The organism is Ureibacillus sp. FSL K6-8385 (assembly GCF_038593155.1).
GTDB lineage: Bacteria > Bacillota > Bacilli > Bacillales_A > Planococcaceae > Ureibacillus > Ureibacillus terrenus.
The window spans coordinates 576144-596503 of sequence record NZ_CP151968.1 but is presented as its reverse complement, the minus strand read 5'-3'; the positions used below and the strand labels follow the sequence as shown (position 1 = coordinate 596503).

At 46.1% G+C, this 20360-nt stretch carries 24 protein-coding genes; 8 read left to right on the top strand and 16 right to left on the bottom strand.

The window, feature by feature from the left end:
• Positions 1-24 precede the first annotated feature (24 nt).
• The 5 genes from NST62_RS02820 to NST62_RS02800 form a co-directional block, all read right to left on the bottom strand.
• Positions 25-993 (bottom strand): hydroxymethylglutaryl-CoA lyase, encoded by a 969-nt coding sequence (locus NST62_RS02820; protein WP_141601652.1) that lies wholly within the window; start codon positions 991-993, stop codon positions 25-27.
• A gap of 13 nt (positions 994-1006) precedes the next feature.
• Positions 1007-2200 (bottom strand): CaiB/BaiF CoA-transferase family protein, encoded by a 1194-nt coding sequence (locus NST62_RS02815; protein WP_141601653.1) that lies wholly within the window; start codon positions 2198-2200, stop codon positions 1007-1009.
• A 13-nt stretch (positions 2201-2213) separates the two neighbouring features.
• The gene (locus NST62_RS02810) at positions 2214-3185 is read right to left on the bottom strand and encodes an electron transfer flavoprotein subunit alpha/FixB family protein (RefSeq protein ID WP_141601654.1); all 972 of its coding nucleotides are present in this window, start codon (positions 3183-3185) and stop codon (positions 2214-2216) included.
• Between the two features lie 32 nt (positions 3186-3217).
• Positions 3218-3988: an electron transfer flavoprotein subunit beta/FixA family protein gene (locus tag NST62_RS02805; protein ID WP_141601655.1), complete on the bottom strand. Its 771-nt coding sequence runs from the start codon at positions 3986-3988 to the stop codon at positions 3218-3220.
• A 336-nt stretch (positions 3989-4324) separates the two neighbouring features.
• Positions 4325-5197 carry a LysR family transcriptional regulator gene (locus tag NST62_RS02800; RefSeq protein WP_342463119.1) on the bottom strand — a complete coding sequence of 291 codons (873 nt, stop codon included), beginning with the start codon at positions 5195-5197 and terminating at the stop codon, positions 4325-4327.
• A gap of 318 nt (positions 5198-5515) precedes the next feature.
• On the opposite strand from NST62_RS02800, the gene NST62_RS02795 reads away from it, so the two are divergent.
• The 4 genes from NST62_RS02795 (at position 5516) to NST62_RS02780 (ending at position 10411) form a co-directional block, all read left to right on the top strand.
• Positions 5516-7243 carry a thiamine pyrophosphate-requiring protein gene (locus NST62_RS02795; RefSeq protein ID WP_342463118.1) on the top strand — a complete coding sequence of 576 codons (1728 nt, stop codon included), beginning with the start codon at positions 5516-5518 and terminating at the stop codon, positions 7241-7243.
• A gap of 106 nt (positions 7244-7349) precedes the next feature.
• The gene (locus tag NST62_RS02790) at positions 7350-8366 is read left to right on the top strand and encodes a tripartite tricarboxylate transporter substrate binding protein (protein ID WP_328219917.1); all 1017 of its coding nucleotides are present in this window, start codon (positions 7350-7352) and stop codon (positions 8364-8366) included.
• A gap of 67 nt (positions 8367-8433) precedes the next feature.
• Complete coding sequence (locus tag NST62_RS02785) at positions 8434-8886, top strand: tripartite tricarboxylate transporter TctB family protein (protein ID WP_181733183.1); 453 nt, start codon at positions 8434-8436, stop codon at positions 8884-8886.
• A 16-nt stretch (positions 8887-8902) separates the two neighbouring features.
• The gene (locus NST62_RS02780) at positions 8903-10411 is read left to right on the top strand and encodes a tripartite tricarboxylate transporter permease (protein WP_141601660.1); all 1509 of its coding nucleotides are present in this window, start codon (positions 8903-8905) and stop codon (positions 10409-10411) included.
• Between the two features lie 66 nt (positions 10412-10477).
• Here the strand turns inward: NST62_RS02780 and NST62_RS02775 are convergent, their stop codons facing one another.
• The 6 genes from NST62_RS02775 to NST62_RS02750 form a co-directional block, all read right to left on the bottom strand.
• A complete protein-coding gene (locus NST62_RS02775) occupies positions 10478-10723 on the bottom strand; it encodes a stage VI sporulation protein F (RefSeq protein ID WP_141601661.1) in 246 nt (81 codons plus the stop codon).
• Between the two features lie 11 nt (positions 10724-10734).
• A complete protein-coding gene (locus NST62_RS02770; protein WP_141601784.1) occupies positions 10735-10884 on the bottom strand; it encodes a YjcZ family sporulation protein in 150 nt (49 codons plus the stop codon).
• Positions 10885-11021: 137 nt separating this feature from the next.
• A complete protein-coding gene (gene spoVAE, locus NST62_RS02765) occupies positions 11022-11390 on the bottom strand; it encodes a stage V sporulation protein AE (RefSeq protein WP_141601662.1) in 369 nt (122 codons plus the stop codon).
• A gap of 10 nt (positions 11391-11400) precedes the next feature.
• Entirely contained in the window at positions 11401-12396 is a 996-nt protein-coding gene (locus NST62_RS02760) for a stage V sporulation protein AD (protein ID WP_141601663.1), read from the bottom strand.
• Entirely contained in the window at positions 12390-12845 is a 456-nt protein-coding gene (gene spoVAC, locus NST62_RS02755) for a stage V sporulation protein AC (RefSeq protein ID WP_141601664.1), read from the bottom strand. The genes NST62_RS02760 and spoVAC overlap by 7 nt, the downstream gene beginning before the upstream one ends.
• The gene (locus tag NST62_RS02750; protein ID WP_141601665.1) at positions 12845-13243 is read right to left on the bottom strand and encodes a hypothetical protein; all 399 of its coding nucleotides are present in this window, start codon (positions 13241-13243) and stop codon (positions 12845-12847) included. Before NST62_RS02750 ends, spoVAC begins: the two co-directional genes overlap by 1 nt.
• A 153-nt stretch (positions 13244-13396) precedes the next feature.
• Between NST62_RS02750 and NST62_RS02745 the strand changes: the two genes are divergently transcribed.
• Positions 13397-13918, top strand: a complete 522-nt coding sequence (locus NST62_RS02745; RefSeq protein ID WP_342463117.1) for a CotY/CotZ family spore coat protein — start codon at positions 13397-13399, stop codon at positions 13916-13918.
• A gap of 164 nt (positions 13919-14082) precedes the next feature.
• Positions 14083-14427: a 4-diphosphocytidyl-2C-methyl-D-erythritol kinase gene (locus NST62_RS02740; protein ID WP_141601667.1), complete on the top strand. Its 345-nt coding sequence runs from the start codon at positions 14083-14085 to the stop codon at positions 14425-14427.
• Positions 14428-14549: 122 nt separating this feature from the next.
• Here NST62_RS02740 and mgtE read toward each other — a convergent pair whose 3' ends face one another.
• The 5 genes from mgtE to NST62_RS02715 all read right to left on the bottom strand — a co-directional run bounded on the left by mgtE (position 14550) and on the right by NST62_RS02715 (position 18825).
• Positions 14550-15923 (bottom strand): magnesium transporter, encoded by a 1374-nt coding sequence (mgtE, locus tag NST62_RS02735; protein ID WP_342463116.1) that lies wholly within the window; start codon positions 15921-15923, stop codon positions 14550-14552.
• A 120-nt stretch (positions 15924-16043) separates the two neighbouring features.
• Positions 16044-16940: an RluA family pseudouridine synthase gene (locus NST62_RS02730; RefSeq protein WP_141601669.1), complete on the bottom strand. Its 897-nt coding sequence runs from the start codon at positions 16938-16940 to the stop codon at positions 16044-16046.
• Complete coding sequence (locus tag NST62_RS02725; protein ID WP_141601670.1) at positions 16940-17734, bottom strand: NAD kinase; 795 nt, start codon at positions 17732-17734, stop codon at positions 16940-16942. Before NST62_RS02725 ends, NST62_RS02730 begins: the two co-directional genes overlap by 1 nt.
• A 2-nt stretch (positions 17735-17736) precedes the next feature.
• Positions 17737-18402: a GTP pyrophosphokinase family protein gene (locus tag NST62_RS02720; protein ID WP_141601671.1), complete on the bottom strand. Its 666-nt coding sequence runs from the start codon at positions 18400-18402 to the stop codon at positions 17737-17739.
• Between the two features lie 36 nt (positions 18403-18438).
• Positions 18439-18825 carry a hypothetical protein gene (locus NST62_RS02715; protein ID WP_141601672.1) on the bottom strand — a complete coding sequence of 129 codons (387 nt, stop codon included), beginning with the start codon at positions 18823-18825 and terminating at the stop codon, positions 18439-18441.
• Between the two features lie 107 nt (positions 18826-18932).
• Between NST62_RS02715 and NST62_RS02710 the strand changes: the two genes are divergently transcribed.
• Together NST62_RS02710 and NST62_RS02705 are read left to right on the top strand one after the other, a co-directional pair.
• Positions 18933-19538, top strand: a complete 606-nt coding sequence (locus NST62_RS02710; protein WP_141601673.1) for a CYTH domain-containing protein — start codon at positions 18933-18935, stop codon at positions 19536-19538.
• Complete coding sequence (locus NST62_RS02705) at positions 19523-20227, top strand: lytic transglycosylase domain-containing protein (RefSeq protein ID WP_246045822.1); 705 nt, start codon at positions 19523-19525, stop codon at positions 20225-20227. The genes NST62_RS02710 and NST62_RS02705 overlap by 16 nt, the downstream gene beginning before the upstream one ends.
• The last annotated feature ends 133 nt before the right edge of the window (positions 20228-20360 follow it).

Genomic DNA, 20360 nt, shown 5'->3' with positions numbered 1-20360 from the left:
CCCCATCCTTTTGTTTTTGAGTTTTTATGATCCTTGCACTGCCATCCAAGATTTTGGACGAATTTCCGGCAGTACTCCGCCTTTTGCCAGGTGTCCGGGCAATTGGCGGCCTACAATTTGTTCGGCCAATTTAGCGCATTCCACCAATGCTTCAAGATTCAACCCTGTTTCGATGCCCATTTCTTCGCATAAAAAGGCGACATCCTCTGTTGCGACATTGCCCGGCGCCCCTTTTACGGCGGCAAATGGACATCCGCCAAGGCCGCCAATGGCCGTATCAAATTCCCAAATTCCTTCCTGCAATGCCGCATACACATTGGCCAAGCCGAGACCGCGAGTATCGTGCAAATGCAAATGAATGTTCAAATCCGGCCACTTATCCTGGATTGTGCGTATTGTGCGTTTGATTTGTTCGGGATTTGCCCACCCCATCGTATCCGCCAATTTCACTTTTTCGATATTTTCTCCGTAGCTGGCAGCGAGATTGATGACATCTTCCATGAGCCGGATTAAATGATCCAGATAAATGTAGCCTTCAAAGTTGCATCCAAAGGCTGCCATAAATCCCATCTGCTTTACCCGGATATTCGCGGCCTTGTATGCTTCAATCCATTCCGGCAACGTTTCAAACATTTCATCCGTGGTTTTGTTCATGTTCCGTTTTGAAAACGTATTGCTCGCGGACAGCACGAGGCTGCCGTCCAGCGTGACGCCGCTTTGAATCGCCCGTTCAAGTCCCTTCAGATTCAAAAAGGCTGCCCTATATGCCACTCCAGGCACACGGTCAATTCCTGAGAGCACTTGTTCCGCATCCGCCATTTGGGGAACCCATTTGGGACTGACAAACGAAGTGACTTCAATATGTCTGAGGCCTGCACCGCTTAAGGCGTTGACAAATTTGATTTTAGCTTCCGTTGAAATGGGGTTCGTTTCCGATTGAAAACCTTCCCTCGGTCCAACCTCATATAATTCCACATGCCGGGGCAAACCCATGTCCCTTCACCTCCTAACCGACGACACTCGCGCTTTTCAATTGTTCAAGCTCGTCTTCTGTCATGTTCAATGAAGCTAATACTTCTTCGGTATGCTCGCCAAGCAGCGGCGGCAATGATTGCAATTGTCCGCGTTCATCATTGATCCGGAACGGCAGGTCGATGATCCGGAAATCTTTCACGCGGAAGCCTTCAATTTTCTTGATGATTTCAAGGGCATTTACCTGCTCGTCATTTAACACCCTGTCCAGGGTGTTGATCGGACAGCACGGCACGCTATGTTTCTCCATCAGATCCACAAGCTCATCCAATTCGTATCGGACAGTGCGTTCTTCAATCAGCTTCCGCAGCTCATCCCTGTGCCGAACCCGGTCCGCATTCGTTTCAAAGCGGGGATCCTCCACTAGCTCCGGCATTTGGAGAGCAGTACACAGGTTTTTAAATAAGCGATTGTTTCCGGCCGCAATGATCGCCCATTGCCCTCCCTTCGTTTTGAAGGCCTGATATGGCACGGTCGTCGACATACCGGTTCCCCATTTTCTGGGCAATTTGCCGGATGCGAGGTAAGTGGACATTTGCAACGTCACCCATGCGATGCCTGTTTCAAGGAGGCTGCTTGAGACTTTGCTGCCCTTGCCGGTTTTGTTCCTCTCATGCAATGCGCTTAAAATGCCGATCAGACACCACATGCCCGTAGCCATATCCACGATGGACACTCCTACCCGGACCGGATCTTCCCCTTCATGCCCAGTCAAGCTCATGATGCCGCTGTATGCCTGAATCAACGGGTCGTAACCCGGCTTATGTTTCATCTTTCCTTTATCGCCGAATGCGCTGATGGACGCATAAATCAAAGAAGGGTTGATCTCCTTCAGCGTTTCATAATCCAAGTTCCTGGATTCTTCGCTGCCCGGCTTCAGGCTGTGGATGAATATATCCGCTTTTTTGCAAAGTTCATGGATGATTTGTTGCCCTTTCGGATCATTCAAATCGACGCATACACTTTTTTTGTTCCGGTTCAATGCCAAAAATGTGGAAGATTCTTCCCCCCATAGCGGCGGGTGCCAATGTCTTGTATCATCCCCGTGAACCGGCCGTTCGATTTTGATCACCGTCGCCCCCAAATCGCCCAGCAGCTGGGAACAAAAGGGGCCCGCCACATTCTGCGTAATGTCAATGACCGTAATGCCTGAAAGAACATTCACCATTTTTCTTCTCCCCTCAAACCAAAACTTTTTTGAATTCTTCCGTTAATAAAGGAACCACCTCAAAAAGATCGCCGACTATGCCGTAATCCGCCACTTTGAAAATCGGGGCATCCGGATCTTTGTTAATCGCGACGATGATTTTAGAGTTGGACATTCCCGCCAAATGCTGCACAGCTCCCGAAATCCCGCAGGCGATGTACAAATCCGGCGTAACGACTTTGCCGGTTTGTCCGACTTGCATGGAATAATCGCAATATCCCGCATCGCATGCCGCACGGGATGCCCCGACGGCCGCCCCGAGCACTTCCGCCAATTCATAAAGGGGCTTGAATCCTTCCGCACTTTTCACTCCTCGTCCCCCGGAAACGATGATTTTCGCTTCCGTCAAGTCGACCTTTCCGGCAGTCTTCTTGACAACTTCTTTGATCACCGTACGAATATCCGCAATCTGCGCTCTTACTTCGGTCACTTCCGCATTGCGCCCTGTATCCGGTTCTGATACCGGAAGATTGTTGGGACGGATGGTTGCAAAAATGATGCCTTCCTTCACCCTTTTCTTTTGGAACAGCTTGCCCGCATATACCGGGCGAATGAAAACAACATCATCGCCATTTACTTCAAGTCCTGTACAGTCGGAGATCAGCCCTGCATTCAGACGCGCCGCGACCCTCGGAGCCAAGTCCCTTCCCGTTGCCGTATGGCCGATCAGCACCGCATCGGGCTCCACAATACTAAACACTTCCATGAACGCCTGGGAATAGGCATCCGTCGAATAGGCATTCAGTTCCTCATTCGTCACGACATACACCCGATCCGCTCCATGCCGGGCCAATTGCTGCGCTTCGCCTCCGGGACCTTTTCCGAAGACTACCGCCGTGACTGTTCCTCCATTTGCAATTTTCCGTGCCGCAGATAGCACTTCCAGCGAAACATTTCTTAAAACTCCGTCACGTCTTTCCGCTACGACCAGTACGTTTTTACTCATTTCCATCTCCCTTTCAACATCGACTAAAGCTGTTAAATAATGACTTTCGCTTCGTTTCTCAATAATTCCACCAATTCAAATACTTGTTCGCCGATGTCTCCCTTTAAGACTTTTCCGGCTTTCTTTCTCTCCGGCAAATATTGCCCAACAATCTCGGTTTTAGGCGCAATTTCTTCTATATCGATGTCCAAATCTTCCGCTTCCAGACGCTCGATTGTTTTTTTCTTCGCTTTCATAATCCCCGGAAGCGAAGGATAACGGGGTTCGTTTAATCCCTGCTGGGCTGTTACCAATACAGGCATATCCGCTTCAATCACTTCCACATCGCCTTCAACGTCTTTCTCCACCTTGACTTTTCCGTCTTCGATTTCGAAATTGGTGATGGTGGTGATATGCGGGATTCCCAATTCCTCCGCCAAACGCGGGCCTACCTGTGCGGCGCCGTCATCAACGGCCATATGTCCACAGAAAATCAAATCATAGGAATCCTGCTTTGCGACTGCAGCCAATACTTTGGAGATGGTATATTCATCGCCGAATAGCGACTCGTCATTGACGATGATCGCCCGGTCCACCCCCACCGCCAAAGCATGTCGCAATGCCGATTCCGCCCGGTCAGGGCCGACCGTCACCGCCGTCACTTCCCCGCCATATTTCTCTTTCACCGCAACCGCTTCTTCCAGCGCGTATTCATCATAGGGATTAATGATATATTTGACACCGTTTTCATTTACTTCCCCATCGAAAAGCTCAATCTGTTCTTCTGTATCAAATGTTTGTTTAAGTAAAACTAAAATTTTCATAGATACCTCCTGCGTCTAGGAAACTTTAAAGTTTCGAATATTCTGTTTATTAAAAAATTTAGCACGGTTCAATTCATATTACCAATATCTGTTTTATAGCCGTACTATATGAAAAATATATGGTTATTTTTTCCTCCCTAAGTCATCGGAGGAGATACCGGTACTGCGATTTTGCCTCTCTTGCCCGCCATAAAAATACATAAAGACATTGACAATACCGGCAAAAAAAAGAAAGGAGGGTTTGAACAGCCTCAAACTCTCCTTTCTTTCATTTTCCAACTATTATCTTTTTCATATACTTCCAAATTCACATATCAAAAAAATACCCCCTGCCAATCAGAACATTTCAATGAAGCGCTGCGCAACTTTCGAGAGGGGGCGTTTTTTGTCCCATATGAGGGAGGTCTTATTGTACAGAGTGCAATCTTCAATTTCAACGATTTGAATGTCCAGTTTCGTTTTTAGATAATAAGTGGATTGGGGCATTACTGTCGCTCCCAGTCCGGAAGAGACAAGCGAAAAAATGGTGGCGGCATCATGGCATTCGCCGATGATGTTTAATTTGATTCCCTGCTTCAGGCATAAATCGTAAAAAGAATTATAGACGGCATCATCCTGGACCACCGTGATGAGCGGGATACCCTCCAGTTCCTTCATCGATATTGATCCCCGGCCTGAATCCCAATTCCATTGCTTTGGGACAAATAAAACATAAGGTTCGATTTTCAGCGTTTTGGACTCAAAATCCAAATGCCGGTCGGAAGCAAATCGGACAACCGCCATTTCCACCAATCTTTCTTCCAAAAACTTGACCACTTGGTACGGATGCCCGTCCAATATTTTAAAAGTAGTCAACGGATACTTGTTCCGAAATTCCTTGATGCGATCCGGCAGGTAATTTAATGCGCACGATTTGGAAGCTCCCAGCGACAGCATCCCCCTTAATCCGTCCCCGGTCTCCTTCACTTCGACAAGGGCATCTTCCAATTGATGAAGTATGCTGACGGCCCGCTTGTACAACAATGCACCCGCTTCCGTCAATTCGACATTTCTGCTGTTCCGGTAAAACAGATTCGTACCTAATTCTTCCTCGATGGATTTTAATTGCTGGCTGAGCGGCGGCTGCGCCATATTCAATTTTCTGGCAGCCCTCGTAATCTGCCCTTCCTCCGCCACCGTAACAAAATATCTCAGTTGCCTAATATCCAAAATCCGACACCCCTCCCATATGAGTTGCATATCCCAACCATATATAACAGATATTTGAAGTATAGTATACGCAATGCTAGGATATTTGTAAAGAATTTTCAGAATACTGTTAAACCGCAATTTTTTAGAAAAATAAAAACACGGAGCAGAAAAAAGTCTACATAATTATCATTCGATATATCAACCGGCGGGTTGATGGATTATTTTTCCATATACAGAAATGATATATGAAACTTATCAAACATATCAGGAATTTAAGCCTTTTTTATGGCTTTCAATATTTGAAACCAATTTTGTGACAAAAAGGGTGATTGTTAGATGGATAAAAATATAAGCTGCACAGCGGCCGACTTGTTAATGGAAGCGCTTCAGGAGACAGGGGTTTCGCATATATTCTGCAACTTGGGAAGCGATCATCCATCGATCATAGAAGCGTTGGCAAAAGCGAAGCAGGAAGGCAGGAAGCTGCCGCGGGCAATCATTTGTCCCCATGAAAGCGTCGCCTTCTCCGCCGCCCAGGGATATGCGATGGCAACGGGACAGGCCCAGGGGGTATTCATTCATACGGATGTCGGCACCCAAAATATCGGCGGAGCAATCCACAACGCCTTCCGCGCCCGTGTGCCGATCTTTGTCTTTGCCGGGGAAACCCCGTTTACGATGGGCGGTGAACTGCCGGGCACCCGCAATTCTTATGTGAATTATTTGCAAAACGTATATGACCAGCGGGGAATTGTCCGTTCGTACGTAAAATGGGAAGCGGATCTTCGGACCGGCAAAAATGTGAAACAGATGGTTTATCGAGCAATGCAAATGGCGCAAAGCGATCCCCCCGGTCCGGTATATTTGACGGCTGCCCGGGAAGTGCTCGAGGAACAGGTGGATTCCTTGCCGAACAATTGGAAAAACTGGTCGCTCATCGAACAGTCGACGCCGAACCATGGCGGCTTTGAAGAAATACTGGATGCGCTCATGTCAGCGGTAAATCCATTAGTAATTACCACTTACCTGGGAAGAAAAGCCGAAGCGGTGGAAGAATTGGTGAAATTTTGCGAACGATTGGCCGTTCCGGTGGTGGAACAGATTCCGACATATTTAAATTTTCCGAGAAACCATCCATTGCATGCCGGATATGATCCGATGCCATACATCAAAGAAGCGGATGTCATCATTGCATTGGATACCGATGTTCCCTGGGTAACATCACAAGCAAACCCGAAAGAGGATTGCCGGGTATTTTTCATTGACCCGGACCCGATCAAGGAAAATATTCCGCTATGGCACATACCCCAGGCCAAAAATTTCCGTGTGGATGCATATGAAACACTGCGCCAACTAAACAAAATGTTGGAGCAAATCAATCCGGATGAGCGTCCCATCCGGAAGCGATACAAGCATCTGGCGAAACGCCATGAAATGGAGCGCAAATCCTGGTCCAGACAGGAATCTCCAAAAAATGGCATGATTACACCTGAATGGCTGACCTCCTGCATCCGGGAAGTGGTGGATGAAGACACGATCATTTTGGATGAAACCATCACGAATACCATGACCGTCTGCAAGCATCTACCCAGGACAAAAGCTTCCACATATTTCACAAGCGGCGGCACGTCCCTGGGATGGAACGGAGGTGCGGCCATAGGGATCAAATTGGCAAATCCGTCCAAAACCGTGGTCAGCTTGACAGGCGACGGTTCCTATTTCTTCAGTTCCCCGTCATCCGTCCATTGGATGTCCCGCCGTTATGATGCGCCATTTTTGACGGTCATTTACAACAACGAGGGGTGGAATGCGACGAAAATGAATTATTTAAAACGGTACCCGGAAGGAATAGCCAAAAAAACCGACAGCTTCTGGGTCAATTTCAGCCGGCCTGCCGATTTGGCGAAAATAGCGGAAGCCGCGGGAGGCGCCTTTGCACAAACGGTATCCGATCCGGAAGCGTTGCCTCTTGCATTGCGGGAAGCGATGGAAACCGTGAAAACCGGGCGTTCAGCCGTTGTGGATGTACGCATCGGGAAAATTTCCTGTCAAGCCGATGATTAACATCCAACCTGGAATTGGTTGGACGGAAAAAAACATTAAATTGCAACTTGGCTGTTTCTCGTTGGTTTGGTTGAAAGACAATTTTTATATTCAGGGGGATGGGAATATGAAACAAATGGGCTCATTGTTAAAAAAGAAAAACCTTCTTGTACTCATATCGATATTGCTTCTGCTATTGTCGGCATGTTCGAACAATGAAGCAAAAGGAAATGCCGAAGAACCGGCCTTAGATTATCCAAAAAAGCCGATCCAGCTGATTGTGCCGTTTGCTGCAGGCGGTTCAACCGATATCGGCGCCCGAATTTTGGAGAAATATTTGCCTCAATATTTGGAAGAGGCAAAAATCGTCGTGGTCAACAAACCGGGAGGCAGCGGCACAGTCGCCTTATCGGATCTCTATGCATCGAAAGCGGACGGCTATACGTTGGCCTTGACGACTCACCGGGCGGTGGCGATGCAGCCGCTGTATGGGAAAACAAAGTATTCCCATGACAGTTTCCAGCCGATTGCGAAAGTGTTTGGCAACCAGCAAATTTTAGTCGTCCGGGGCGATGCACCATGGAAAACATTTGAAGATTGGTTCGACTACGTAAAAAATAATCCCGGACAGTTTACATTCGGCGTAGCCGGCGGTATCGGTTCGGGTTCGCATCTTCCGATGGCAGAGCTTGAAAGACTGGCGGGCATCAAAGTGAAACCGGTGCCATTCGAAGGGACATCCCCTGCCATCACAGCCTTGTTGGGGGGACATGTGGACGGCGTCATTTTACAGCCGAGCGATGCAAAAGCGATGATCGAATCCGGTGAGCTGCGCGCGATTTTCAATGCAGCCAGCACGCCTGTTCCGTATTTTCCGGATATCCCGCTTTTAAAAGACAAAGGCTATGATATCGCATATGACAGCAACACATCACTTCTTGCACCAAAAGGCGTGCCGCAGGAAATCATTGAAAAATTGCAGGAAGCGGTAAAGAAGACATTGGAAGATCCGGCAGTCATCGCAGAATTCGAAAAAGTGAATCTTCAAATCCAGCCGGGGGATGACAAAAGTGTACAAAAAGAGCTCGATGAAGAAAATCGGCGGTCAAAAGAAATTCTGACCGAGCTTGGATTAATCAAATAATCGATGGGGAATTGGAATTCAATTCCCCTTCTGTTTCCGGATGTGTGCAAAGGGGGAGGAACGAAAATTGACAAATGCAAAAACGGGCATCATTGCGGGAGTAGCCGTTCTGACTTTGGGAATCGTGTCGTTGATCATTTCCTTCGATTATGGTTATTACTCCGAAATCGGTCCCGGTCCGGGATTTTTCCCTGTCTGGATCAGCGGGATTTTGATTGTGCTGGCAATCCTGTACATTATCGAAAACTTGAGGGGAAAAAATGTCAGCAGCGAGGAATGGCCGGCCGGGCAATCCCTGAAACAGGTTTTATTTATCATCATGAGTCTCCTCGTATTTTTTGTATTGTTCCTGCTGGCCGGCTATATCGTTGCGGGAATCGTCTTTTTGTCCATGGTATTCTGGAAGGAATATAAATGGTATGTTGCCGTCTTGTTATCCGCAGGGATTACGCTCATTTTCTACGTACTTTTCAATCATCTGTTAAAAGTGCACTTGCCGATAGGCGGAATGCTGTTTTAAATGGGGAGGAGAAAATATGATCGATTCGCTCTTTTCGCTATTGGAAGGCTTTCTGGTAGCGCTTACGTGGCAAAATCTGCTGTATTGCTTTATCGGTGTCATGCTCGGAATGATCATCGGTATATTGCCGGGGCTCGGGCCGGTTTCAGGAACCGCCCTGCTCATCCCGATTACCTTCGGGATGGAACCGGTATCGGCGATTATCATGTTATCGGGCATTTTTTACGGCTCCATGTATGGCGGCACCATCACTTCGGTATTGGTCAACGTGCCGGGAGAAGCGGCTTCCGTTATTACATGCATCGACGGTTATGAAATGACGAAACAGGGGCGTGCCGGGACGGCTCTCGGCGTTGCGGCAATCGGTTCCTTCATCGGCGGAATCGTCGCGGTGATGGTCCTCACATTTGTGGGTCCTTTTTTATCAAGCGTCGCATTGAAATTCGGCCCTCCTGAATTTTTTTCCATCATGCTGCTTGGAATGCTCATGATTGTGGCTTTAATGGGGAAATCGCTTATACGGGGGCTGATTGCCGCCTTCATCGGGCTTCTATTGTCCATGGTCGGCCAGGATATCGTTTCCGGGGAGTATCGATTTACCTTCAATTCCTTTCATTTAATGGAGGGCATCGACTTTGCCGTGATGGCCATGGGGCTGTTCGGAATATCTGAAATTCTGATTAATGCGGAAAATCCTGCGAGAGTTGGCAAACCTCCAAAGGTAAAGGGTCTTTTGCCAAGAAGGGAAGAATGGCCGTCAACGTTGAAAGCTGTAGGCCGCGGGACAGGCATTGGCATGATTCTTGGTCTGATTCCCGGAGCCAATTCCATTATCGCATCTACATTCTCATATATTTTGGAGAAAAAGGTTTCGAAAGATCCATCCCGGTTTGGAAAAGGAGCGATTGAAGGGGTGGCGGGCCCTGAAACGGCGAACAACGCCCATAGCGGCGCAGCATTGATTCCCCTCTTTTCGTTGGGGCTGCCAAGTTCGCCGACAATGGCCGTCATTTTAGGGGCATTTATTATGCACGGATTAACACCGGGTCCGACATTATTCACGAACAATCCGGATTTTGTGTGGGGACTTATCGCCAGCATGTTTATCGGCAATGTGATGCTATTAATTTTGAATTTGCCATTGGTCGGCATGTGGGCGAAAATCGCAATGGTTCCATACAAATTGCTGTTCCCGATCATCCTGATGGTGATTTTCCTTGGCACTTACAGTTTGAACGGCAGCTTATGGGATGTGGGAATGATGATGGTCTTCGGCATCATCGGATATATTATGAAAAAATTGGACATCCCGATTTCCGCCATGATCGTCACATTCATCCTCGGTTCCCAATTGGAATCTTCCATGCTGCAATCCTTATCGATTTCCACGGAAGGATTCCTGATTTTCTTCCTGCGCCCGATTTCAACGGTCATCATGCTCATTACCATCGTTGTTTTTGCCATGAGCATTTACAGTACAATAAAAAATAAACGGAGTAACTTGGAAGCGGATGTAGAAATTTAATTCAAACAAATCCATTTTGCATAATAAAAGCTGTCTAGAAACCGCTTTTTCTAGACAGCTGTCCTTTTATCCCAACATTCTTTGAATGCTGCTCAAATCGAGTGAATGGCCGTTTTGAATAATGGACTTCACGATCTGATCTTCCAATTCCTTCGTGATCGGCTTATTGGCCAATTGGCTCACACGGCGGACAATTTTGCGCACCTGTTTTTCATTTGTAAAGTCTGCATGCTGGATTGCATTGGCTAGTGCAAAAATTTCTTCCATGCTTACGCCGGTCTTTTTTTCGATTTGCCTAAAAAACTGGTTCATGATTCCCCTCCTTACCATTTACAGCTACCTACGATGATCAATAAGATGAATAATACAACGATTAGTACAAAAAGGTCACCGTTGTATTTCCATTTCCCTCTATAATATGCAGGACTTACGTAAGAAGGTGCACAATAGTCATAAGCAGGGAGCGTGTACATTGGCCACATTTGCATCGGGCCTGATTGCATCTGACCGTGCTGGGATTGACAACCGCATTTATCCCACATAAAAAATCCCCTCCTTTCTTTACAGTTGTAGTGTATGCACCACTACAGCCGCCTGGAGGGGTATTCGTCTAGTTCACTTTTCCTTTTGATTTAAAAAGTAGTGCCGCGATAAAACCGAAAACGATTGCGGAACTGATTCCGGAACTTGTTACTTCAAACATTCCGGTCAACACGCCGACCCACCCATGTTTTTGCGCCTCCGCGATGGCTCCCTGCGTCAATGAGTGGCCAAAGGAAGTGATGGGAATCGTTGCACCGGCGCCGGCCAAATCAATCAACGGCTGATACCAGCCTAAACCTGAAATGATTGATCCGGCAACGACCATGATCGATAGAGTTTTGCCCGGGGTCATTTTTCCCACATCCATCAGCACTTGTCCAATCGCGCAAATTAGTCCGCCTATTATAAATGCAAAAAGAAAATCCATGAATATCATATGTTTGTCCTCACTCCATCGTCACTTCAATTGCATGGGCCGTGCAGGGAATGGATTCGCCTTGCTGAAACGTCAGCGGCGAATGGAGGGAACCGGTTGCAACAAGCAACACCCTCTTAAAACGCCCGCTTTTCAATTGCTGAAGCACATAGCTGAAATAAACGGACGCGGAACAGCCCGAACCGCTGGCGCCCGCTAAAAAGGACGGATCTTCCCCGTAAAACTCTGCCCCTGCATCCCGGAAGATGTTGCATTCTTCGCGGGTCGCCCCGGTCTCGGCAAACATTTTTTTCAAAATTTGCAACCCGATTTTTCCCAAATCCCCCGTCATAATTAAGTCATAATCCTTGATTTGCTGCTTCCTTTTCTCCAGATGCCTTGAAATCGTATCATATGCGGCGGGCGCCATCGCTGCCCCCATATGAAACGGATCCTTCTGTCCATAATCGATGACTTTTCCTACTGTTGCCGCAACAATGGAGGGATTTTTCGGATTATGTTTTCCAATCAAAGTGAATCCCGCCGCCGTAACCGTCCATTGGGCTGTAGCCGGTTTTTGTGAACCATAATAAATCGGATACCGGAATTGCCGTTCGATTGCGTTATGATGGCTGGAAGCGCCTGCAATCGCATATTGGGAGGCGCCCAATTCCGTTAATAGACAAGCAACAATGACGGAAGAGACGGATGTCGCACAGGCTGAAAACAGCCCGATGAAAGAAGCGGCAATTTCCCTTGCAGCAAAATTCGTTGGCGTCATTTGGTTCACTAAATCGCCCGCCAAAAAGAAATCGATATCCAAACGGTTTAAACCGGTTTTATTCAGAAGAATTTGGCATGCTTCCTGGATCATTTTGACGTTTCCCTGTTCATTCGTGGCCTGATTCCATCGCTCATCCTCGACAACCGAATCAAAATAGGAATAAAACACGCTCTTTCTTTCCAGCGGACCTGCGACAGCTGCGCTTGCGATGATGGAAGGTTTTTGTCCGAATACGATTACCATTCAATAACACCCGTCGATACAAGAATTAATTTCACTAAAGCCACGACAAAAGCGGAAGTGACACCGAATAAAATGACAGACCCCGCCAATTTAAACATATTGCCTCCCACTCCAAGCACAAAACCTTCCGTCCGATGTTCAATTGCCGCAGAAATCACCGCATTCCCGAATCCCGAAACCGGCACCGCGCTTCCTGCCCCGGCAAATTGTCCAAGTTTTTGATATAAACCGAAGCCGGTAAGCAGCATGGAGAGAAAAATCATCGTCGCGACAGTCGGGTTTCCAACGGTTTTTTCCGTAAAATCAAAAAAAATGATGTAAAAATACGTAATGGCATGTCCGATCGTACAAATCAGTCCGCCGACAAAAAAAGCTTTTAAAACATTTTTTACATAGGGGGTGCGGGGCGTAATTTCCTGTTCGATCTTATCGAATTTTTCCTGTTCCATTATGTTTCCTCCTTCTTCAATTTTTTCAGTTTCTCCACTTTTTTCTTGAGTTTTTCGCCATCGTCTTCTTTCAACAACTTTTGCGCTTCCCAATAAAGTTTATAGTCTGAGGAAACAGTGATGTCATATTCAGGAAAACTTTCTTCCAGCTTCTTTTTTAAATTCTTTTCGATTTTGGTTTTCTTATAATCGAGCCACGGTTTTGCCTGCACCGCCACCAGCAATTGATCTTCCACGAAAATGGCCCGCCCGCTGTAGATTTCCTCTTCATTTTCCATGATGATTTTCACTTTTTCCGATTCTTCTCCTCCGATATCATTTACTTCAAGGGTTTTTTGATCATCATTGCAGCCCGTTAAAAACATGAACAGCAACAAGGGAAGTACCAATTTTTTCAATCCACATCCCCCTTTTTAATGTCATTATGCGTTTACATAAAAAAAACTATTCAAGAAAAATGACCTAATCGTTCCGCCCATAGACTTTCGCCCGATTGTCATCCATGATTTTTCATATTGTAGATTGAACAAAAATAAGTGAGGTGAAAGATAATGGGTTGTGGAAGAAAACATTTTGACAGCTCTTTACATGGTCGTCGTCATGAGGGTTGCATTTGTGAAGTAGTAGAAACAATTTTAGAACTTCAAAATCACATAGTGGATGATGAGGATGATACTTGCGGCACAAGCTGTTTCCTCGAACCTCTTGGAGGAATCAACAACAAACATCGCAGAAGCCACGCAGATACCCGCGTATTCATGTTATTGAATGAAGACGGTACTCCTTTTAAAGTAATGTTTTTCGATAAAGAATACGGATGGTATAAAACACCGTTCTTCAGAGTAGAGGATATGTTCGGTGATTGCTGTGCAACTTTGCGTGCAATCGCTCCGGCAAGCGATGCCTATGAACCAATTTCTACTGTCGACGGAGAATCAATGGATACTAGCGCAATGATGGAATTCTGCCACTTTAAGAAAACGGATACTTGCGTAACAGTCGATCTCTCCCGTTTCGCCGGTATCCAATGCGTTGCCGATGTAAATTTGCACATCCACGATAAGAAGAAATAATTGATGAAGGGGCAAACGCTCCTTCTTTTTTGTTATTTTTTGCACAAATCCCCCGATCATAACCATTCCAAAATCCATTAATGGCTATCTTGGATGCAACCGACTAGACAATAGTCACGAAAAAAATCCCGTTGCATATTTTATGAAAAAAAGGATGTGTTCGATTGGAAGAACCACTGCTATTCATTCAGACTCCACCCTTCTACTACATTGATGTAGAGGAAGATGCGGAAGAAGCGTGTCTGGAAGAAAGCACTTCAGTGTATGAGATTTCCCGAAGAGAGCGAATTAAAAATCCGGTCATCGCAAGACAGCTGCATTATTTCTCCCAGCCCGGCAACCGCAAACATCGCCATTTGACCTTCCATCTCACCAATGGAGAAAAAATTACAGGATTGATTGAAGGCTTGGACGGAATCAATATCAAAATCCGCACAAAAAACGCTATCACAACTATACATGCCAACGATATCGCTTCCATTTCATTGGCGTCGAAGGGATTAAAATAACCGCTCCTGAGGGAATTTTCCAGCCACTTTTTTCAATTTCCACTCCCCCCATTCCTTTTTAAATAAAGAAAAAATCTGCCCGCCTTTTCGCAAGCAGATTTTTTCTTTTTCTTTTTTGGATTTTAAAGCTGTCCAAGCAGCAAGGTAGCCAATCCCAAATATATCAATATGCTCGTGATGTCATTTAAAGTGGTGATAAAGGGTCCCGATGCCACCGCCGGATCGATGCCCAATTTATGAATGAGCAGCGGTATAAATGAACCGGCAAGGGTCGCCACGAAAATGGAGCAGAAAATGGCTGTTCCAACAAGAAGTCCAATCATCATGGAGTGCTTCCACAAAAACACCACCAACACAACAATCAAACCACAAGCAAGTCCGGTAATGAGTCCGGTACCCATTTCACGGAAAATCATTTTCAATTTGCTTTTTTCATCAATTTCCCCCGTGGCAATCCCGCGCACCACGACGGCCAATGCCTGCGTTCCGCTGTTTCCGCTCGTTCCGGAAATGAGCGGGATGAACACCGCAAGCAATGCAACCTTTTCAAGGGTCGATTCAAACTGTCCCATCAAGGTTGCCGTCAGCATTCCCAAAAACAACAGCATCACAAGCCACGGCAATCGTTGTCTTGCCGCCTTGAAAGGCCCGGCATCTATATCATCGATATCGGAAATCCCCGCCAGTTTCGAATAGTCGTCGCTGGCTTCTTCATCGATGACGTCAATGATATCGTCGACCGTGATGATTCCTTGCAAAACAAGATTGTCGTCGACAACAGGAAAAGCCAGGAAATTATAATCTTTAAAGATTTGGGCAATTTTTTCCTGATCATCTGTCACCTTCGCATAAACGACCCGATCGTTCATGATATCACGGATCAGGGCATCTTCATCGGCAACAATGAGATCCCTCAGCGATAAAACACCTGTCAAACGGTGATTTTCATCGACGACAAATATATAGTAAATCGTCTCTGCATCCGGCGCTTCCCGGCGAAGCACATTCATCGCAGAACGCACTGTGGAATTTTCCTGGACGGACACATATTCCGTCGTCATGAGAGAACCGGCTGTATGTTTTTCATAGCCCAGAAGTTCCGTTACTTCTTCAGCCGTCTCTTCATCCATCAGTTTAAGAAATTGATCGCGATCCGCTTTATCCAGCTCATTCAATACATCGACCACATCATCGGTATACATGTAAGACAGCATATTGGCTGCATATGTCGGATCCATTTCTTTGATAAATCCTTGAACTTCCTCATCGTCGAGCTCAAGGGCCTCAAAAATTTCCGCCATTTCCTCGGGAGACAAAAAATGATACATCGTCCTGCGTATGTCAGGTCCCACCTTCATATAAAACCGGGCTTGATCATACGCATGCAGTGCCAAAAAATTTTCACGGAATTCATCGATCTTTTCTTCCGTCAGCCATTTCAGCAACTGCCCTTCTTCATTATTGGACAAATCTCGTTTTTCTTTTTCTTCGATCATTTTGTCCCCCTCCTTTCAATATCAATACAATGATAGGTTTCATCCGTTCTCTCGGCAATAGATTTTTTATGAACATCTTGTCCATTAAAAAGAAAAAAGATGTCCGAAAATCTCGAACATCTAATTATGGATTATTTTTTTCATTGAATCAACTATTTCGCTGGAAAAAATGAATTTTTTCCTAGTTAATGGATGGAACAATTCCAAATGTACGCAATGAAGGGCTTGCCGGTCATAGAAATCCTTGCTACCCCCATACAGCTCGTCCCCGACGAGCGGATGGCCGATATGGGACATATGGACTCGGATTTGATGGGTTCTCCCTGTATGTAAATGGAGACGTACATGGGTAAGGGGCTCTTTTTGATGGACAAAATGTTTCAACACTTTCACATCGGTACGGGCGAATTGTCCATCACTTCTGACTTCCCGTTCAATGATGCTTGAACTTTTCCTGCCGATCGGGAGGATGATGGAGGCATCTTTCCGGACATGTCCATGGACGATGGCTTCATATTCTTTTTTGATGAGCCCTTTTTGCATTTGCAGACTCATTAAATGATGAATATGCCGGTGCTTGGCAATGCAGACAAGGCCGGAAGTATCCCGGTCGAGTCTTGTCACGACATGGACGGTGGAATCGATTCCCCTCTCCTGAAAATAGCCGTACACAAAATTGGCGATGCTTCCCGACGGATGTTCCCTTGATGGAATGGTGTTCACATATGGGGGTTTATCGAGGATCAGCAATGCCTCATCTTCATAGACGATATTCAATTCCCCCTGCTCCGGCTCAAGGGATTCGCTCGCTTTTTCTTCCGGAAAGATGATGGTGATGACGTCACCTTTTGACAAAAGGTGGCGCACCGTTTTTTCTTCGCCGTTTACTAAAATTTTTCCGCCGCCATATTTGATGTCCGTCAACGCTCTACTGGAAATCTCCTGCTTTTGAATCGCTTCCCTGAGCAATTCCCCATCTTTCATTGCCTTAAACTGCAATTGAAAAGGCATGGTCATCACTCGCTTGCAATGAAGGAATCATGGACTCTTTCCCAAAAGGGAAACGGACGGAATCTTGCAAAACGCACTTTTTCCTTTGCCACCCGGAAAATTACATGATCCAATTCGCCATGGTCCAGTTGCAAGTGGTCTACCGTCATTGTAAAGGTTTGGTTTTTTACCGGTTTTAACTTGCATGTATGGTGGGCAGGCAGGACGAGAGGCGAACCGATGGTACGGAACACGCGGTTGTTGATGGATGCCATTTCCGTCACCTGGATTGCTTGCAACGTCGGATGGATGATGGCGCCTCCCAATGCTTTATTGTAGGCGGTACTTCCCGACGGAGTGGAAATACATAAACCGTCGCCGCGAAACCGTTCAAAATGTCGGTCATTTAAAAACACATCCATCACAAGGGTTACATTAGGAGATTTAATCGTCGCCTCATTCAATGCCAGATAAGTGCTGACTTCCGAACTATTGTTGCGCACATTCACTTCCAGCAAAGGATATTCAACGACCCGATATTGATTTTTCGCAATACATAACACCAGCTTTTCCAATTCGGACGGCTTCCAGTCTGCGTAAAACCCCAAATGGCCGGTGTGAATCCCGACAAACGCCACTTTATCAAGCCTCTTCACATGATTGTGGAAAGCATGCAGCAGGGTGCCATCCCCGCCGATGGAAATGACGATGTCCGGTTCTTTCTCGTCCATGATCAGGCCAAAATCTTGCAAATAGCCTTGGGCAAGCTCCTTTAATTCATTCGATATAGCATCATTGCGTGATTGTATGGAAAATTTCAATATTACTCACGCTCCTTTTCCTCTCGGATCATTGGGTTTTGGGCTTCTTTGTTTTCGCTGAAGAAGGCCTGGGCTTCCTGAATTTCGTAACGTATCGAAGACATTTCTTCATCCAGCCGGAAAGCCGCTTCAGCTGCCCGCTGCAGGCGCAATTTAATCTCTTCCGGAAAGTCGCCCTTGTATTTATAATTTAAAGAATGTTCGATAGAGGCCCAAAAATTCATGGCCAACGTGCGGATCTGGATTTCCACGGGCACCGTCATTTTTCCTTTGACCGTCTCCACCGGATACTCTGCAATGATATGATAAGAGCGGTAGCCGCTCGGTTTTTTATTGGTGATATAATCCTTTTCTTCAATGATCTTTAAATCATCCCGTTGCCGAATTAAATTGACCACGGTCGCGATATCATCGACAAACTGGCACATGATGCGGATGCCGGCGATGTCCTGCAGTGTTCTGGCCAATTGCTCGGAAGGTTCGAAGGGAATGCCTTTTTCCATGCTTTTATCGTATATGCTTGCCAACGGTTTTACCCGTCCCGTCACAAATTCAATGGGGGAAGTCATGCCTTCCGCCTGATATTGGGATCTCATCCCGCGAAATTTCACTTTCAGCTCGTCCACCGCTTGTTTATACGGTCCAAGAAAACGTTCCCATTGCCCCATTGTACATTCCTCCCATCAACTTCACTTCAACAGCGACTATTCGCTCTTCAATATTTCCCGGAAAGCTGCTTCGACCTTTTCCACAAAAGTATCGCCGTAATTGCCGTTTCCTTCTATATTGAAGACGAGCATTTCCAATTCGTCTGCAAAATTACGTAATGGAATGGTTTTCCCTTTTACCGTCAAAAAAGGATCTTTCTTCGTTTTCAAGATATCGGCAAGCGCTCCCCATACTTTTTCAGGAAAGCGCAAATAACTATACCCGCCGTTTTCTTCCACGACATAGACAAAAGCCGCTCCATCAGAATCTGCCAACATTTGGCCCGCCGGCTTGAGTTGTATTTCCAATGTCCTTTCGTTTAGACTAAAATAGTAAGCATCATTTTCCATACGAACTTCATCGATGTCATATATATTGCGCATTCAAATAACAATCCCTTCCCTACCAGTTCTCCTCATATTTTAACACAGCTGGAACTTTTTTCGATAAAAAGGTTTCCATAAAATCCATAAACGAGAGGGAAAAACGGATGAACCAACAATACGAAATCGAATTCAAAAATGTATTGACGAAAGAACAATATGAACAACTGTTGAAAGAATTCAACATCAAACCGCATCAGATCGTGCGCCAAATCAACCATTACTTGGATACGGAAGAAGGCCACTTGAAAAAATTATCGAGCGCCCTCCGTGTCCGGGAAGAGAATGGAACCATTGTATGCACTTTGAAGGAACAAACATCGGAACACATTCATCTGGAAACGACAGATCAGCTGACAGAACAGCAAAGGGACGAAATTCTTTCCGGCCAAAACTTTGCGGCCCCCTCCGTCAAAGAAAGGCTCATTCAAATGCAAGTGCCAATTGAAGATTTGCGTCCATTCGGCACACTGACAACGGACCGGGCAGAAATCCCCTATAAAGGCGGAGTCCTTGTTTTCGACCACTCCTTCTATTTGCACTGCGACGATTATGAGGTAGAATATGAAACAAAAGATTCAAAATTGGGGAAAGAAGTATTCTTATCATTCTTGCAAGAGCGAAATATAAATATACAAACAGCCGATAAAAAAATTGCCCGATTCATGAAAGCTTTGAAAGGAAAGGGGGATCTTGATTGGAAGCGGCAATGATCAAAGCGATCCTCGAACTCGATGCGCTGCGCTCGTTAAACAACGGCTCCGCCATCAATTCAGCGGACGGGGAGAGCCTGTTTACGGAAATTTTCAATGAAATATTGGCCAACGCCGGGGCGGACGGCTATACGGAACAGGCGCTATTGGATGCGATTGACGAGTTTTCTTCCCAAAACGGTTTGAACGCGGAAGCCAAAGATTATTTATCCCAATTTGCATTACAAAATCAATCTTACATAACGAAAGTGTACAATCAGTACAAATCATTGTCTTCCGTTTCCGCTCAGCAGGCGGAAGCCCCATCGGACGCCCCTTATCGGGAGATTGTCAAGAAAGCCTCCGCCAGATACGGAGTTCCTGAAAAGCTTATATTGGCCGTCATGAAGCAGGAATCCAATTTCAACCCGAATGCGGTAAGTTCCGCCGGGGCGGCAGGACTGATGCAGCTGATGCCCGGCACCGCAAAATATCTGGGGGTAACGGATGCAAAGGACCCCGAACAGAATATCATGGGCGGCACAAAGTATTTGCGCCAATTGTTGGATCAATTCAACAACAACTTAGAATTGGCTTTGGCCGCCTATAACGCCGGACCGGGCAATGTGAAAAAATACGGGGGCATTCCCCCATTCAGAGAGACGCAAAACTATGTAAAGAAGGTACTAAATTACTATAATAATATGTGAATGAAAAAGTTTTCCCCTTTTCGGCGTCATAACTTGCTTAAAGCGATTTGATTGAAAAAAACGTTCAGCCGTTGATAGAATGGATTATAACTAAGTGCAGGTCTTCATCATATGGCCACAATTTCGAATATGC

Bases quoted from the DNA above. Each gene is read 5' to 3' on its own strand.
- NST62_RS02820 (WP_141601652.1), bottom strand. From the start codon at position 993: ATGGGTTTGCCCCGGCATGTGGAATTATATGAGGTTGGACCGAGGGAA.
- NST62_RS02815 (WP_141601653.1), bottom strand. From the start codon at position 2,200: ATGGTGAATGTTCTTTCAGGCATTACGGTCATTGACATTACGCAGAAT.
- NST62_RS02810 (WP_141601654.1), bottom strand. From the start codon at position 3,185: ATGAGTAAAAACGTACTGGTCGTAGCGGAAAGACGTGACGGAGTTTTA.
- NST62_RS02805 (WP_141601655.1), bottom strand. From the start codon at position 3,988: ATGAAAATTTTAGTTTTACTTAAACAAACATTTGATACAGAAGAACAG.
- NST62_RS02795 (WP_342463118.1), top strand. From the start codon at position 5,516: ATGGATAAAAATATAAGCTGCACAGCGGCCGACTTGTTAATGGAAGCG.
- NST62_RS02790 (WP_328219917.1), top strand. From the start codon at position 7,350: ATGAAACAAATGGGCTCATTGTTAAAAAAGAAAAACCTTCTTGTACTC.
- NST62_RS02780 (WP_141601660.1), top strand. From the start codon at position 8,903: ATGATCGATTCGCTCTTTTCGCTATTGGAAGGCTTTCTGGTAGCGCTT.
- NST62_RS02775 (WP_141601661.1), bottom strand. From the start codon at position 10,723: ATGAACCAGTTTTTTAGGCAAATCGAAAAAAAGACCGGCGTAAGCATG.
- NST62_RS02770 (WP_141601784.1), bottom strand. From the start codon at position 10,884: ATGTACACGCTCCCTGCTTATGACTATTGTGCACCTTCTTACGTAAGT.
- spoVAE (WP_141601662.1), bottom strand. From the start codon at position 11,390: ATGATATTCATGGATTTTCTTTTTGCATTTATAATAGGCGGACTAATT.
- NST62_RS02760 (WP_141601663.1), bottom strand. From the start codon at position 12,396: ATGGTAATCGTATTCGGACAAAAACCTTCCATCATCGCAAGCGCAGCT.
- spoVAC (WP_141601664.1), bottom strand. From the start codon at position 12,845: ATGGAACAGGAAAAATTCGATAAGATCGAACAGGAAATTACGCCCCGC.
- NST62_RS02745 (WP_342463117.1), top strand. From the start codon at position 13,397: ATGGGTTGTGGAAGAAAACATTTTGACAGCTCTTTACATGGTCGTCGT.
- mgtE (WP_342463116.1), bottom strand. From the start codon at position 15,923: ATGATCGAAGAAAAAGAAAAACGAGATTTGTCCAATAATGAAGAAGGG.
- NST62_RS02730 (WP_141601669.1), bottom strand. From the start codon at position 16,940: ATGACCATGCCTTTTCAATTGCAGTTTAAGGCAATGAAAGATGGGGAA.
- NST62_RS02720 (WP_141601671.1), bottom strand. From the start codon at position 18,402: ATGGGGCAATGGGAACGTTTTCTTGGACCGTATAAACAAGCGGTGGAC.
- NST62_RS02715 (WP_141601672.1), bottom strand. From the start codon at position 18,825: ATGCGCAATATATATGACATCGATGAAGTTCGTATGGAAAATGATGCT.
- NST62_RS02710 (WP_141601673.1), top strand. From the start codon at position 18,933: ATGAACCAACAATACGAAATCGAATTCAAAAATGTATTGACGAAAGAA.